Origin of the sequence: Pseudosulfitobacter sp. DSM 107133 (assembly GCF_022788695.1) — a bacterium.
In the GTDB taxonomy this organism is placed as follows: Bacteria; Pseudomonadota; Alphaproteobacteria; order Rhodobacterales; family Rhodobacteraceae; genus Pseudosulfitobacter.
Genome location: NZ_CP085154.1, coordinates 1769528 through 1783267 on the forward strand (window position 1 = coordinate 1769528; position 13740 = coordinate 1783267).

At 61.8% G+C, this 13740-nt stretch carries 15 protein-coding genes and 1 tRNA gene; 7 read left to right on the top strand and 9 right to left on the bottom strand.

Going from position 1 to position 13740, the window contains the following annotated elements:
- Positions 1-40 precede the first annotated feature (40 nt).
- Together xth and DSM107133_RS08685 are read right to left on the bottom strand one after the other, a co-directional pair.
- A complete protein-coding gene (xth, locus tag DSM107133_RS08680; protein ID WP_114295664.1) occupies positions 41-823 on the bottom strand; it encodes an exodeoxyribonuclease III in 783 nt (260 codons plus the stop codon).
- Between the two features lie 68 nt (positions 824-891).
- Positions 892-1215 carry an iron-sulfur cluster assembly accessory protein gene (locus DSM107133_RS08685; protein ID WP_114295663.1) on the bottom strand — a complete coding sequence of 108 codons (324 nt, stop codon included), beginning with the start codon at positions 1213-1215 and terminating at the stop codon, positions 892-894.
- A 104-nt stretch (positions 1216-1319) separates the two neighbouring features.
- Here DSM107133_RS08685 and DSM107133_RS08690 point away from each other — a divergent pair, with 104 nt between their 5' ends.
- The 7 genes from DSM107133_RS08690 to DSM107133_RS08720 all read left to right on the top strand — a co-directional run bounded on the left by DSM107133_RS08690 (position 1320) and on the right by DSM107133_RS08720 (position 8209).
- Positions 1320-2459, top strand: a complete 1140-nt coding sequence (locus tag DSM107133_RS08690; RefSeq protein WP_114295662.1) for a deoxyguanosinetriphosphate triphosphohydrolase — start codon at positions 1320-1322, stop codon at positions 2457-2459.
- Between the two features lie 154 nt (positions 2460-2613).
- The gene (argS, locus tag DSM107133_RS08695) at positions 2614-4347 is read left to right on the top strand and encodes an arginine--tRNA ligase (RefSeq protein WP_114295661.1); all 1734 of its coding nucleotides are present in this window, start codon (positions 2614-2616) and stop codon (positions 4345-4347) included.
- Positions 4348-4428: 81 nt separating this feature from the next.
- Complete coding sequence (locus DSM107133_RS08700; protein ID WP_240310707.1) at positions 4429-5424, top strand: SPOR domain-containing protein; 996 nt, start codon at positions 4429-4431, stop codon at positions 5422-5424.
- Entirely contained in the window at positions 5421-6410 is a 990-nt protein-coding gene (nagZ, locus tag DSM107133_RS08705) for a beta-N-acetylhexosaminidase (protein WP_114295660.1), read from the top strand. The genes DSM107133_RS08700 and nagZ overlap by 4 nt, the downstream gene beginning before the upstream one ends.
- 23 nt (positions 6411-6433) lie before the next feature.
- Entirely contained in the window at positions 6434-7216 is a 783-nt protein-coding gene (locus tag DSM107133_RS08710; protein ID WP_114295659.1) for a ScpA family protein, read from the top strand.
- A 4-nt stretch (positions 7217-7220) separates the two neighbouring features.
- On the top strand, positions 7221-7871 hold the full coding sequence (scpB, locus tag DSM107133_RS08715; RefSeq protein ID WP_240310706.1) for an SMC-Scp complex subunit ScpB: 651 nt from the start codon (positions 7221-7223) through the stop codon (positions 7869-7871).
- A 68-nt stretch (positions 7872-7939) separates the two neighbouring features.
- Positions 7940-8209: a hypothetical protein gene (locus tag DSM107133_RS08720; protein ID WP_114295658.1), complete on the top strand. Its 270-nt coding sequence runs from the start codon at positions 7940-7942 to the stop codon at positions 8207-8209.
- A gap of 10 nt (positions 8210-8219) precedes the next feature.
- On the opposite strand, the gene DSM107133_RS08725 is transcribed toward DSM107133_RS08720, so the two are convergent.
- From DSM107133_RS08725 to rpmF, 7 genes are all read right to left on the bottom strand, one after another.
- The gene (locus DSM107133_RS08725; protein WP_114295657.1) at positions 8220-9296 is read right to left on the bottom strand and encodes a 2'-deoxycytidine 5'-triphosphate deaminase; all 1077 of its coding nucleotides are present in this window, start codon (positions 9294-9296) and stop codon (positions 8220-8222) included.
- Between the two features lie 62 nt (positions 9297-9358).
- Positions 9359-9435: transfer RNA gene (locus tag DSM107133_RS08730), tRNA-Pro, on the bottom strand.
- 63 nt (positions 9436-9498) lie between these two features.
- The gene (locus DSM107133_RS08735) at positions 9499-10983 is read right to left on the bottom strand and encodes a MerR family transcriptional regulator (RefSeq protein ID WP_240310705.1); all 1485 of its coding nucleotides are present in this window, start codon (positions 10981-10983) and stop codon (positions 9499-9501) included.
- 3 nt (positions 10984-10986) lie between these two features.
- Complete coding sequence (gene ihfA / locus DSM107133_RS08740; protein WP_114295656.1) at positions 10987-11289, bottom strand: integration host factor subunit alpha; 303 nt, start codon at positions 11287-11289, stop codon at positions 10987-10989.
- A gap of 109 nt (positions 11290-11398) precedes the next feature.
- Entirely contained in the window at positions 11399-12370 is a 972-nt protein-coding gene (locus DSM107133_RS08745) for a beta-ketoacyl-ACP synthase III (RefSeq protein ID WP_114295655.1), read from the bottom strand.
- Positions 12367-13458 carry a phosphate acyltransferase PlsX gene (gene plsX / locus DSM107133_RS08750; protein WP_114295654.1) on the bottom strand — a complete coding sequence of 364 codons (1092 nt, stop codon included), beginning with the start codon at positions 13456-13458 and terminating at the stop codon, positions 12367-12369. Before plsX ends, DSM107133_RS08745 begins: the two co-directional genes overlap by 4 nt.
- Before the next feature lie 27 nt (positions 13459-13485).
- Positions 13486-13692, bottom strand: coding sequence for a 50S ribosomal protein L32 (rpmF, locus tag DSM107133_RS08755; protein ID WP_028956368.1), 207 nt, complete (start codon positions 13690-13692; stop codon positions 13486-13488).
- Positions 13693-13740: the final 48 nt, after the last annotated feature.

The following is a 13740-nucleotide window of genomic DNA, read 5'->3' on the forward strand; positions in this document are numbered from 1 at the left end:
GCAGCGCGGGGGCAGAGCCCCCAAATCATGCCCCCAAACCCTATGCCGCCAGTTCGACCCAGACCGGCACGTGATCCGAGGGTTTTTCGCGCCCGCGCACATCACGATCAATGCCCGCATCAACCATCATGTCCGCCACGGCGGGCGACATCAGGAAATGGTCGATACGGATGCCATCGTTGCGGTTCCACGCACCCGCCTGATAATCCCAGAACGAATACTGGCCGGGGCGCGGGTCGCGGGTGCGGAAGGCTTCGGTCAGGCCCAGGTTCAGGATCCGCCGGTAAGCCTCGCGCGATTCCAGACGAAACAGCGCGTCCTCGCGCCATGCGTCAGGGCGGGCAGCGTCTTCGGCCTGGGGGATGATGTTGTAATCGCCCGCCATCAGGAACGGCATTTCCTCGGCCAGCAAAGCCTCGGCGCGGGCCTGCATACGCGCCATCCACGCCAGCTTGTACTCATACTTCGGCCCCGGCACAGGATTGCCGTTGGGCAGGTACAGCCCGCACAGGCGCACGGCCTCGTGGTCACCCACAACGGTTGCTTCGATCCAGCGGGCCTGTTCGTCCGTATCATCTCCGGGTAACCCACGGGTGACGTCCTCAAGCGGCAGTTTCGACAGGATGCCGACGCCATTGAACGATTTCTGCCCGTGCACCTCGACGTTATAGCCGCGTTCCTCGAACAACTCGCGGGGAAAGCCTTCGTCGACGGATTTGATCTCTTGCAGCAGCACCACATCGGGCTGGAAGTCGTCCAGCCAGTCGGGCAGGGCCTGCGCCCGCGCCTTGATGCCGTTGATGTTGAATGTGGCGATTTTCATCGGCTTGCCCCTTGCACTGCTGGAGCCTCAGCTATCGCCCATCGGGGCGCGCGGGGCAAGCCGGTGGATCACATCGAGAACGAGGTGCCGCAGCCGCAGGCGCTGGTGGCGTTGGGGTTGTCGATGACAAAGCGTGCGCCGATCAGTTCCTCGGAAAAGTCGATGACCGCGTTCGCCAGGAACGGCAGCGACACGGAATCGACCACGACCTTCTGGCCGGAACCTTCCAGCACCAGATCGTCGTCTTTGGGGGCATCCAGCGCGATTTCGTACTGGAATCCCGAACATCCGCCGCCCTCGACCGCGACACGCAGCGCCTGACCCTGACCGGCGGCGCCGATCTCGGCAAGGCGGGCAAAGGCGCGGGGGGTGACTTTTGGTGGCAAATTCATAGGATTATCCTGTATTTCGCAAGGTTTCCCGCTGTTGCAGGGGGTGTCATGTTCGCTGCAAACCAATATAGATACGCCAAGGACAGGCCACAAGGACCAGCCATATGCGCGCACCCTTTGCCTCTGATCCCGCCCGCGCCCGGGGACGGCGTGTGCCGGAAGAGGAAAGCACATTCCGCTCCTGCTTTCAGCGGGACCGCGACCGGATCATTCACGCCAGCGCCTTTCGGCGGCTGAAGCACAAGACGCAGGTGTTCATCGAACACGAGGGCGATTATTATCGCACCCGTCTGACCCATTCCATCGAGGTGGCGCAGGTGGCGCGCACGATCTCGGGCGCGCTGGGGCTGAACGCCGAGCTGACCGAGGCCGTGGCGCTGGCGCATGATCTGGGGCACACCCCGTTCGGGCACACGGGAGAGGATGCGCTGTCGGCGTTGATGGCACCCTATGGCGGGTTCGATCACAACGCGCAGGCCATTCGCATCGTTACCCATCTGGAACGCCACTATGCCGATTTCGACGGGCTGAACCTGACCTGGGAAACGCTGGAAGGCATTGCCAAACACAACGGCCCCGTCACCGGTGACATTCCCTGGGCGCTGGAGGCGTACAACCGCCATCACGATCTGGAACTGCACACCTATGCCAGCGCCGAGGCGCAGGTGGCGGCGATTGCGGACGACGTGGCCTATAACCACCACGACCTGCACGACGGGCTGCGCGCCGAGCTGTTTTCGACCGACGAACTGGCGGAACTGCCGATCCTGCGCGACAACTTTGCCGCCGTCGATGCGCTGTACCCCGACCTGAACTATTACCGCCGCCGCCACGAGGCGCTGCGCCGGTTCTTTGGCGTGCTGGTCGAGGATGTCATCAATTTCGCGCGCACCCGTCTGGCCGAGATCGACCCGCAGTCGGTGACGGACGTGCGCATGGCGGGGCAGACGGTGATCCGCTTTTCGGATCCTGTGTTTCAGGACCTGAAGGTGATCCGCGCATTCCTGTTCGACCGCATGTACCGCGCGCCATCGGTTGTGAAGATGCGCGCCGAGGTCACGCAAGTGGTGGAGGAACTGTTTCCCTATTTCATGGCCCACACCGACCATTTGCCAAAGCAATGGCGCAAGGATGTGGAAGAGGTGGAAAGTGAAACCGCATTGGCCCGGATCGTCAGCGACTATATTTCAGGGATGACAGATCGTTTTGCCCTGCAAGAACATGCGCGGCTGATCGGGCGTTAGCGCGGTCTGCGGACGGGTTTTGGGGGCGCTGCCCCCTGGCCCCCCGGGATATTTGTGGCCAAAAGAAGCTGGCAATGGCCTTGAGTGCGCACAGAGATTGACCACATGCGCAAAGGTGCTACACCCGCGCAAACCTAAGACATGGACCTGACCGATGAACCTTTTTGCCGAAATCCGCGCGCTTGTGCTGAAAAACCTCGAAGCTATGCAGTCCGAGGGCGCTTTGCCCGGTGGTCTGGATATGGGGAACGTCACGGTCGAGCCGCCGCGCGATGCGGCACATGGGGACATGGCGACCAATGCCGCCATGGTGCTGGCGAAACCCGCGGGGCTGAAGCCGCGGGACATCGCCGAGGCGCTGGCGGCCAGGTTGGTGGCGGATGATCGTGTGGTCAGTGCCGATGTGGCGGGACCGGGCTTTTTGAACCTGCGGCTGGCGCCCGTGGTCTGGCAGGGCGTTGTCGGTGCCGTTCTGGCGCAGGGCACGGATTTTGGCCGCTCGGACATGGGGCAGGGCCGCAAGGTGAACGTGGAATACGTCAGCGCCAACCCCACCGGCCCGCTGCATGTGGGACACACGCGGGGCGCGGTCTTTGGCGATGCGCTGGCGTCCTTGCTGGATTTTGCAGGCCATGAGGTCACGCGTGAATATTACATCAACGACGGCGGCGCGCAGGTCGATGTGTTGGCGCGGTCTGTCTACCTGCGGTATCTTGAGGCGCACGGGCAGGAGGTGGCCTTTCCCGATGGCACATATCCCGGTGACTATCTGATCGACGTGGGCCAGGCGCTGAAGGACAAGGTGGGCGACGCCTATGTCGGGCAGGACGAGGACGTGTGGCTGGAAGAGATCCGCAATTTCTCGACCGATGCGATGATGGACCTGATCCGTGCCGATCTGAAGTCGCTGGGCGTCGAAATGGACGTGTTTTACAGCGAAAAGTCGTTGTATGGCACCGGCCGTATCGAAGCCGCGATCGAGGATCTGAAGAACAAGGGTCTGATCTATGAAGGTGTGCTGGAGCCGCCCAAAGGCAAAAAGCCCGAGGACTGGGAAGCGCGCGAGCAGACCCTGTTCCGTTCGACCGAGCACGGCGACGATGTGGACCGTCCGGTGATGAAATCGGATGGTGCCTGGACCTATTTCGCGCCGGATATCGCGTACCATTACGACAAGGTGCAGCGCGGGTTCGATGCCTTGATCGACGTGTTCGGGGCCGATCACGGCGGCTATGTCAAACGGATGAAGGCGGCGGTTTCGGCGCTGTCCGGTGGCACTGTGCCGCTGGACATCAAGCTGTGCCAGTTGGTGAAACTGTACAAGAATGGCGAGCCGTTCAAGATGTCCAAGCGGGCAGGGACATTTGTGACCCTGCGCGATGTGGTCGAACAGGTGGGCCCCGATGTGACCCGTTTCGTCATGCTGACCCGCAAGAATGACGCGCCGCTGGACTTTGATTTCGACAAGGCGGTGGAGCAAAGCCGCGAGAACCCGGTGTTCTATGTGCAATATGCCCATGCACGGGTGAACTCGGTGCTGCGCAAGGCAGCCGAGGCGGGGATCGACACCGGTGCCACGCCCGATCTGGCGTTGCTGGACCATCCGGCGGAACTGGCGCTGGCGGGCAAGCTGGCCGAATGGCCGCGTCTGGTCGAGACGGCGGCACGCACCAACGAGCCGCATCGCGTGGCGTTCTATCTGTATGAACTGGCGGGCGATTTCCACGGATTGTGGAACAAGGGCAACGATGAGACGGGCCTGCGGTTCATCCAGGATGACAACCACGCGGCCAGTGTGGCAAAAATCGCGCTGGCGCGTGCCGTGGCGATTGTAATTGCGGCGGGTCTTGGTATTCTTGGTGTCACACCGGCTGACGAGATGCGCTGAAAAAACAGCGCCGCAGCCTATGAGCAGGCAATGTGACAGCAGACCGGCGCGGCGACGTATCGTGCGGGCAGTGAGGCAGAAATGGCAGACGTTTACGACACCCAAGGCTTGGGCGAAGACAGCTATGTTGCGCAATATGGTGCAGCAGGGCATGAAACCGCCAAGTCTCTGACCAATATGACAAATATCGCCGGGGCCGTGGTGTCTTTGGCGTTGATTACGGGTGTTGGCATCTGGGGCTACAAGCTGATGGTGCGTGATGTCAGCGGCATTCCGGTGGTGCGCGCCGCCGAGGGTGACATGCGGGTGCGTCCCGAGGAACCGGGCGGCCAGCTGGCCCTGAACCAGGGGCTTTCGGTGAACGCCGTGGCCGCCGATGGCGTGGCGCAGGCACCTGCCGACCGATTGGTTCTGGCACCACGTCCGATGGCCCTGAATGACGACGATACACCGATGCTGGCGTCGATGGTGGTGCCGGGGGTGGCTTCTGGGTCACAGTCCGACCTTGCAGAACAGACAGACGACAGCACACAGCCGCCAGACGTGGCAGCCGCCCTGCAAACGGGGGCGGTTGACGAACTTGTCAGCCAGTTGACCGCAGGTGTCGACCGTATTGACGAAGACGGCGAGGCCGATTTTGCCGAAACGACAAACGAGCAGATTGCGCAGCCCGAACCGGTTCAGGCCGTGTTGACTGGTCCGGGGCCGCAGTTGTCCCTGCGTCCCAAGGTCCGCCCTGCATCTGCCCCTGATATGGTGATTCCGGTGCGCGCCGCTGTTGTTGCGGATACGCCTACGGAAGAAATCGACGCGGCGAGCCTGGCCACAGGCACGCGTCTGGTGCAATTGGGGGCCTTTGACAGCCCCGAGGTGGCCCGCGAACAATGGACCCGCATCGAGGGGCGCTTTGGTGACTATCTGAACGGCAAATCGCGCATCGTGCAAAAGGCGCAAAGTGGCGGGCGCACCTTCTATCGTTTGCGCGCCCATGGCTTTGACGACCTGTCGGATGCGCGGCGGTTCTGCTCGGCCCTTGTGGCAGAGGGGGCAGACTGTATTCCGGTCGTCACACGATGAACTTTGGCGCGACCATCCTGGATGCGGACGGGCTGCGGCTGACCTCGGACGAGATCGCGTTTTTCCGTGATGTGCTGCCCTTTGGGTTCATCCTGTTCGCGCGCAATATCGACAATCCCGATCAGGTGCGCGCCCTGTGCGCCGACATGCGCAACGCGGTGGGGTTTGAATGCCCGATCACGATTGACCAAGAGGGCGGGCGCGTACAGCGTTTGCGTGCGCCGCAGTGGCGGGAATGGTTGCCGCCGCTGGATTTTGTCACCGCAGCAGGTGATCAGGCCGAGCGGGCGATGTACCTGCGCGGCCGTGTGATTGCCCATGAGCTGCGCGCGATTGGCGTCGACAGCAACTGTGCGCCGATGGTCGATGTGGCCTGTGACAACAGCCACCCGTTCCTGCGCAACCGTTGCTATGGCACGGACGCGGGCACAGTGGCCACGCTGGGCCGTGCCCACGCGCAGGGGATGCTGGACGGCGGCGTGCTGCCGGTGGTCAAACACATTCCCGGCCATGGTCGCGCCACTCAGGACAGCCATTTCGACCTGCCCACCGTCGCCGCGCCGCGTGCCGATCTGGATGCACAGGATTTTGCGCCCTTCAAGGCGTTGAACGATCTGCCGATGGGGATGACCGCGCATCTGGTCTATGATGCCATTGATGCCGCCCCCGCGACCCTGTCGCCCAAGGTGATGGATGTGATCCGCACCGACATCGGGTTCGACGGGTTGATCATGACCGATGATATTTCGATGAAGGCGCTCAGCGGATCGTTGGCCGATCTGTCGCGTGGTGCGCTGGATGCGGGCTGTGACGTGATCCTGCATTGCAACGGCACTTTGGCCGAACGCATGGAGGTCGCCGCCGCTGCGGGCGAAATGGGCGCAGAGGCGCAACGCCGCGCAGAAGCGGCATTGGCGGCACGCCATACGCCCGATGACATTGACATTTCCGCCGCTGACGCCGAACTTGAGAGCCTGTTAAAATAGGGCGCTGACGGGCGCGATTGCGCATGGCTGAAAATCTGTTCGAAGAAGACAAGGTCAGCGTCAGCGAACGGCTTGCAGCCGAGGCGCTGATTGTGGATGTCGACGGCTTTGAAGGGCCGCTGGACCTCTTGCTGACACTCAGCCGTACGCAAAAGGTCGATCTGCGCAAGGTCAGCGTGTTGCAGCTGGCCCGCCAGTATCTGGCCTTTGTGGAAAAGGCCAAGGCGCTGCGGCTGGAACTGGCTGCCGACTATCTGGTGATGGCCGCCTGGCTGGCCTTTCTGAAATCCCGTTTGCTGTTGCCGCCCGATCCCACCGAAGAGGGGCCATCGGGCGAGGAACTGGCCGCACACCTGGCGTTTCAGCTGGAGCGGTTGCAGGCCATGCGCGATGCCGCCGCACGGTTGATGGCGCGCGACCAGCTGGGCCGCGATTTCTTTGCGCGGGGGCAGTCGGAAATGGTGACGCGCGTGCGCAAGGTCACCTATTCGGCCACGCTGCTGGACCTGATGCAGGGCTATGCCCGTATCCGCACCCGCGACGATTTCCGCCCCTTTGTGATGGACCGCGACTCGGTTTTCACGATGGAGCAGGCGCTGGAGCGGATGCGTGGGCTGATCGGCTATGCGGGCGACTGGACCGAGATTTCCTCTTATCTGCCGGACGGCTGGGACGGGGATCCGGTGCGCCGACGCTCGGCCACGGCGGCGACTTTTGCGGCCTCGCTTGAACTGGTCAAGGAAGGGCATCTGGAGATCCGGCAATCGGAAATGTTCGCGCCGATCCAGTTGCGCAAGAAGGATTAAGTTTTTGTCGGAAGATATTGACCAGAAAGAAGAAAGCCTGTTCGAAGCACCCCCCATGGGTGAACAGGAACGCATGGTTGAAGCGATCCTGTTTGCCACCACCGAGCCGATCACCGTGCGCGAGCTTGAGGCGCGACTGCCCCACGGCTGCGACCCTGCCGAGGCGCTGGTGCATTTGCGCAAACGCTACGAGGGGCGCGGGGTCAGCGTGACGCGGGTGGGCGACGCCTGGGCCATACGCACGGCCCCCGATCTGGGCTTTCTGATGCAAAAGGAAACCGTCGAAACCCGCAAGCTGAGCCGTGCCGCCATCGAAACCCTTGCGATCATCGCCTATCACCAGCCCGTCACCCGCGCCGAGATCGAGGAAATCCGCGGTGTCAGCGTCAGCCGTGGCACGGTGGATCAATTGCTGGAACTGGAATGGATTCGTTTCGGGCGTCGCAAGATGACACCGGGGCGGCCCGTGACATTCGTGGTGACGCAGAATTTCCTGGACCACTTTGGATTGGAAAGCGCGCGCGATCTGCCGGGGCTGAAAGAACTGCGTGCTGCGGGCCTGTTGGAAAACCGCCCGCCGCCCGGTGGCGACGTGCTGCGTGACGATGACGAGGACGAAAGCACCGAGGGTCAAAGCGAACTTTTCGAGGACTGAGGCGAGACAAACCTGAAATTCGCCGCATTCACTGCTATATAGGGTGTAAAGCAGCAGGAGAGACGGCAATGAACGTCAATCAGATACTCAACATGATCATCAAACTGGTCATGCGCAAAGCCATCAACAAAGGCATTGATGCGGGCATCAAGGGGGCCAGCAAGATGGGCGGGCGGCACAAGCAGGGTGACGCCGAGGTGGATGAATATGGTCAGCCCACTGGGCAGGACGGACGTCCACGTCAAGGTGGCAACGGCCAAGGTAACGGCATGACCAAACAACAGGTCCGTCAGGCGCGGCAAGCGGCGCGTGTGGCAAAGCGTCTGGGCAAGATGTAAGCCGTTGGGATCAGGGCGTTTTGAAATGTTTCGACAGCTTCAGACCCTGACCCTGATAGTTTGACGCAATGCCCGCACCGTAAAGCTGCGTAGGCACTTCGGCCATTTTCTCATAGACCAGTCGCCCGACGATCTGCGCGTGTTCCAGCACAAAGGGCGCTTCGTGACAGCGCACTTCGAGCACGCCGCGCGAACCGGCGCCGCCTGCGGCGTCATGGCCAAAGCCGGGATCGAAGAAACCCGCGTAGTGCACACGGAATTCACCCACCATCGCCAGATAGGGGGCCATTTCGGCGGCGCAATCAGGCGGGATGTGCACCGCTTCGCGGCTGACCAGAATGTAGAACGCGCCGGGGTCCAGAATGATCTGGCCGGTGGCGCTGTGCACCTCTTCCCAATATTCGGCGGGGTCGTAGTGGCCGATCTTGTCCAGATCAATCACGCCGGTGTGCGGTTTGGCACGATAGCCCACCAGCGTGCCGCTTGCAGGGCGCAGATCGACGGAAAAGCCCAGACCGTCGTCGATCATTGCTTCGCCGTCCACCAGCACCTGATCGGCGTGCAGGGCGCGCAGGGCGTCGTCGTTCAGCACGGCCTGACCGTCGCGGAACCGGATCTGGTTCAGCCGCATACCGGGGCGGACGAGGACAGAGAACGAACGCGGGCAAATCTCGGCGTAAAGCGGGCCGGTGTAGCCGGGCGCGATGCGGTCGAATTCGGTGCCGCCATCGGTGATAAGACGGGTCAGCAGGTCCAGACGGCCCGTGGAGGATTTTGCATTGGCCACGGCCTGAATGCCGTCGGGCAGGGCCAGTGATTCCATCAGGGGGACGACATAAACCGCGCCCTTTTCCAGAACCGCGCCGTTCGACAGGTCAACGCGATGCATCTCGAATTCGCCCAGCCGGTCGGAAACCTTTGCGCCGTGGCCCGCAAGGAAAGAGGCCCGCACGCGGTAGGCGACAGTGCCAAGACGCAGGTCAAGGCTGGCAGGCTGGATTTGGGCGGGAATGATCGCGGGATCGCCCGACAGGGCACCCTGCGCAATCATCTGTTCAATCTGCTGGTTGGGAATCACGCCGGTCATAATATTCGCCCTTCAGATGCACAAACCGCCCGAACCCCATGCAGGGCCGGGCGGTGTGTTGTTGGTCGGGCTAGCAGGACTCGAACCTGCGACCTTCCGTCCCCCAGACGGACGCGCTACCAGGCTGCGCCATAGCCCGACTTGATGGGGTTCATACCCGATTTGACGGGTGCTGCAAGGGTAAATTGGCAAAGAGTCACTCTTAACTTCGCGGTTTGGGTCCGGCGGCCATCCGGTCGCGCAAAGCCGTCAGTTGCGCCAGCAGCGGGCGCAGCGATTCTTGCTGTTCGGGGGCAAGGCGTTTGACACGGGCAAGCGCGCTGAGCGTGCTGGCCTGCGCGTCAATCTGGTCCTCGGCCGGAGGATCGGGCGCATCTATGACACGCGGTTTGGGGGCCGGAGCCTCGGGTTTGTCCTGGATTGGCGTGTCTTCTGCCATTTTGGACGTGCTGAGGAAGGCAGGCACGGCTTGATCGTCGGCGGGCTCATCGTCGGGTTCATCTTGTGTTTCAGGGTCTGTGCCTGCTTCGACAGGCGCATCGTCCTGTGCTGGCATGACGTCCTCGGCTGCGGCGACCTCTGGGGATTCTCTCTCGGCCTCACCGGTTTCCGTCGCAGATTCGGAATTTTCTTGCGAATCAATGCTGTGTATCGGGGCGGCGTCGTCAAAGACTTTGTCTTGCGCCTCTTGCTGTGGTTCTGTCAGTGCGTCCGGTGGCGTTGCAGATGCGGGTGCCGCATCAAGGGCTTCGCCTTCTGAGGGGGGCGTGTCATGGGATTCAACGGTTGTCGAATCTTCACGTTCAGCCACGTCCTCCGGCGTTACCGGAGGCGGGGCGGCAGCAAGGGTTTCATCTTCTGATGGTTGCGAGTCATCGGATTCGACGGTTGCCGATTCTTCACGTTCAGCCACGTCATCCGGCGTTACCGGAGACGGAGCGGCAGCAAGGGCTTCATTTTCTGATGGTTGCGAGTCATCGGATTCGACGGTTGCCGTTTCTTCATGTTCAGCCACGTCATCCGGTGTCAGCGGAGGCGGGGCAGCATCAAGGGCTTCATTCCCGGATGGCTGTGGGTCTTCTGCGTCTGCGGGGTCAGCAACGTCATCCGGCGTTGCCGGAGCAAGGGCCGCATCAAATGCTTCGGGTTTGTCCTGAGGTGGCTGGCTGTCCGACGCCTCGTCTGATGTCATTTCTGTAGCATCAGCGGCCTCCGGCATCTCAAGCGCCGGAGCTTCGGCCATAGGCTCTGGTGCTGCTTCGGGTTGCATGTCCGACGCTTCTGGTGGTGTGACGGGCGGGAATTCGACAACCTCGCCCGCCTTGGGCTCGGGCATGGGGGGCGGCGGGTCGAAGAAGGGGGGCGCTGCCGTCGGTGGTGTGGCGGCGTCGATGGCCTCCATCGTCTCGTCGTCAAGCGGCAGCGACAGGTCGGACACATAGGCCATGCCCTGTTCGCGCAAGATCTTCTGGACGCCTTTGATCGTCAGGCCGTCATCGTGCAACAGCTTGCGGATGCCGCCCAGCAGCAGCATGTCGGCGGGACGGTAATAACGCCGCCCGCCTGCGCGCTTGACCGGTTTGACCTGCGAAAACTTGCTTTCCCAGAACCGCAGCACATGTGCCTGCACGCCCAGCCAATCGGCCACTTCCGAGATGGTGCGGAACGCGTCAGGCGACTTTGACATGGTTTACGACTTGTTGCCCGAAGCGACGCGGTCTTTCATCAGATGTGACGGACGGAACGTCAGAACGCGGCGCGGGTTGATCGGAACCTCTTCGCCGGTCTTGGGGTTGCGGCCCACGCGCGCCGATTTGCTGCGCACAGAGAAGGTGCCAAAGGATGAAATCTTGACCTGTTCACCGGCCACCAGCGCATCGGACATATGTTCAAGCACGCTTTCAACCAGTTGCGCACTTTCGTTGCGCGAAAGGCCTACTTCGCGGAAAACGGCCTCGCTCAGGTCCATCCGCGTCAAAGTTTTGTCAGACATGTCGTCCCCCATGTTTTGACCAACAATAGGGGGCATGGAATTTCCGAGTCAATATCAATGACTTGTTCTGTCCCGTTCCCAAGCGGAGAATCGCAAGGATTCGAGGACTTTACCAGCGCAGGACGACAGCGCCCCAGGCCAGACCGCCGCCAATGGCTTCGGTGACCAACAGGTCGCCCTGTTTGATCTGGCCGCGTTGCTTGCCCACCGACAGCGCCAGCGGGATCGACGCCGCCGAGGTATTGCCGTGGTCCTGGACGGTGACAACGACACGATCCATGCCGATGTTCATCTTTTTCGCGGTGCCCTGAATGATGCGGATATTGGCCTGATGTGGCACAATCCAATCGACATCTTCGGCCGTCACGCCGGCGCGATCCATTGCGGTTTGCGCGGTCGAGGCGAGCTTTTCGACCGCATGGCGGAACACCTGATTGCCCTGCATCCGCAGATAGCCGGTGGTGCCGGTGCTGGACCCGCCATCGACATAAAGCAGATCCTTGTGACGCCCGTCCGAGTTCAGGTCGGTTGCCAGAATACCACGATCGGCGCTGGTGCCGGTGCCTTCTTGCGCCTCAAGCAGCAACGCGCCTGCACCGTCACCGAACAGCACGCAGGTGCCCCGGTCGGTCCAGTCCATGATGCGGCTGAAGGTTTCCGATCCGATGACCAGCACGCGCTTGGCCTGACCCGAGGCAATCAAGGCACTGGCGTTGGCCAGCGCATAGACAAATCCGGCACAGACGGCCTGTACGTCAAAGGCAAAACCGCGCGTCATACCCAGACCGGCCTGCACCATGGTGGCGGCAGAGGGAAAGGTCAGATCGGCGGTCGAGGTGGCGACGATGATCGCATCGACATCTTCAGCCGTGCAGCCTGCATCAGCCAACGCGGCGTTTGCGGCGGCCACGGCCATCGACGAGGTTGTATCGTTTTCGCCGGCGAAATGACGGTTTTCAATGCCGGAACGGGCGCGAATCCATTCGTCCGACGTGTCCAGCGTCTTTTCAAATTCAGCGTTCGGCACGACCCGCTCGGGCAGGAAATGCCCGACACCTGTAACCACGGCTCTTAGGGTCATGCGGTGTCTCCTTCATTTTTCGGGTCTTCCTGCGGCAGCACGGCAGCAACGCGCGCGGCAAGTTTTGTATTGAAGTGCGATTGGGACAGTTGTGCTGCGAGAGTGATCGCCGCTGCCACACCCAAAGCATCGGCGGAGCCGTGCGATTTTACAACCGTGCCGTTCAAGCCCAGAAAAACGCCGCCATTTTTGCCACGCGGGTCGATGCGTTTTTGCAAACGGCGCAGCGATGTCAGCGCCAGCAACGAGGCCACGCGCGACAGAATCGTATATTTGAACGCTTCTTTCAGCAGATCACCGATCAGCTTGGCCGTGCCTTCGCCGGTCTTGATCGCGACATTGCCGGTAAAGCCGTCGGTCACGATCACATCCGCGATGTCACCCTGAATGTCGCCGCCTTCGACGAAGCCGACATAGTCGAAATCGGCCGTGTTCTGATAATCACGGATCAGTTCGTTGGCGTCTTTCAGTTCCTGACGGCCCTTGTGATCCTCGGTGCCGACGTTCAGCAAGCCGATGCGGGGGCGTTGCAGGTTCATGCCGTTGCGCGCGTAAGAGGCGCCCATCAGCGCGTATCTTAGCAGATCATCGGCGTCAGCGCGAATATCGGCGCCCACGTCCAGCATCACATTGAAACCCTGGGGGGTGCGCGACGGCCACAGCACCGCAATCGCGGGCCGGTTCACGCCGGGCAGCTTGCGCAGCCGGATCATCGACAGCGCCATCAGCGCCCCGGTATTGCCGCAGCTTACGGCCACATCCGCGGTGCCGTCGCGCACCGATTCGATGGCCGACCACATCGACGTGTCCTTGCCGTGGCGCACCACCTGGCTGGGCTTGTCGTCCATTGTCACGACACCCTGGGCGTCGATGATGGTACAGCGGCCTTCCAGATTGCGCCGTTTGGCAACGAGATCAGTCAACACCGCAACGGGCCCATGCAGGATGAACTGCGTGTCACGGTCTTTCTTGGCAAACAGACTAAGCCCGGCAACTACAGCTGCCGGGCCCTGATCGCCACCCATGGCGTCAACAGACAGAATTGTGGACGTGGCCGCAAAGCTCTTCTGGTCTTTGGAGACCGTCATAATGCGTGCCTGTCCCGTATTTCTGACTTAAGCTGCGTCTTCGTCCAGATCGATGTCGTCGGTCAGGGCAACGATTTCCTGATCGTCATAGTGACCACAGGATGCGCAGATGTGGTGCGGGCGTTTCAGCTCGCCACAGTTCGGGCATTCATTTGGGTTCGCTGCCGTCAGCGAATCGTGCGCGCGACGGTTGTTGCGACGCGATTTCGATACTTTGTTCTGTTGAACAGCCATGTGCTCGGCCTTTTTGTCTGTGCGGCCCTGCGCAGTGCAGGGGGTGTC

Coding starts and splice junctions, on each gene's coding strand:
- xth (WP_114295664.1), bottom strand. CDS start 823: ATGAAAATCGCCACATTCAACATCAACGGCATCAAGGCGCGGGCGCAG.
- DSM107133_RS08735 (WP_240310705.1), bottom strand. CDS start 10,983: ATGTCAAAGTCGCCTGACGCGTTCCGCACCATCTCGGAAGTGGCCGAT.
- DSM107133_RS08685 (WP_114295663.1), bottom strand. CDS start 1,215: ATGAATTTGCCACCAAAAGTCACCCCCCGCGCCTTTGCCCGCCTTGCC.
- plsX (WP_114295654.1), bottom strand. CDS start 13,458: ATGACGGTCTCCAAAGACCAGAAGAGCTTTGCGGCCACGTCCACAATT.
- argS (WP_114295661.1), top strand. CDS start 2,614: ATGAACCTTTTTGCCGAAATCCGCGCGCTTGTGCTGAAAAACCTCGAA.
- DSM107133_RS08725 (WP_114295657.1), bottom strand. CDS start 9,296: ATGACCGGCGTGATTCCCAACCAGCAGATTGAACAGATGATTGCGCAG.
- DSM107133_RS08720 (WP_114295658.1), top strand. CDS start 7,940: ATGAACGTCAATCAGATACTCAACATGATCATCAAACTGGTCATGCGC.
- DSM107133_RS08700 (WP_240310707.1), top strand. CDS start 4,429: ATGGCAGACGTTTACGACACCCAAGGCTTGGGCGAAGACAGCTATGTT.
- nagZ (WP_114295660.1), top strand. CDS start 5,421: ATGAACTTTGGCGCGACCATCCTGGATGCGGACGGGCTGCGGCTGACC.
- ihfA (WP_114295656.1), bottom strand. CDS start 11,289: ATGTCTGACAAAACTTTGACGCGGATGGACCTGAGCGAGGCCGTTTTC.
- rpmF (WP_028956368.1), bottom strand. CDS start 13,692: ATGGCTGTTCAACAGAACAAAGTATCGAAATCGCGTCGCAACAACCGT.
- DSM107133_RS08745 (WP_114295655.1), bottom strand. CDS start 12,370: ATGACCCTAAGAGCCGTGGTTACAGGTGTCGGGCATTTCCTGCCCGAG.
- DSM107133_RS08710 (WP_114295659.1), top strand. CDS start 6,434: ATGGCTGAAAATCTGTTCGAAGAAGACAAGGTCAGCGTCAGCGAACGG.
- DSM107133_RS08690 (WP_114295662.1), top strand. CDS start 1,320: ATGCGCGCACCCTTTGCCTCTGATCCCGCCCGCGCCCGGGGACGGCGT.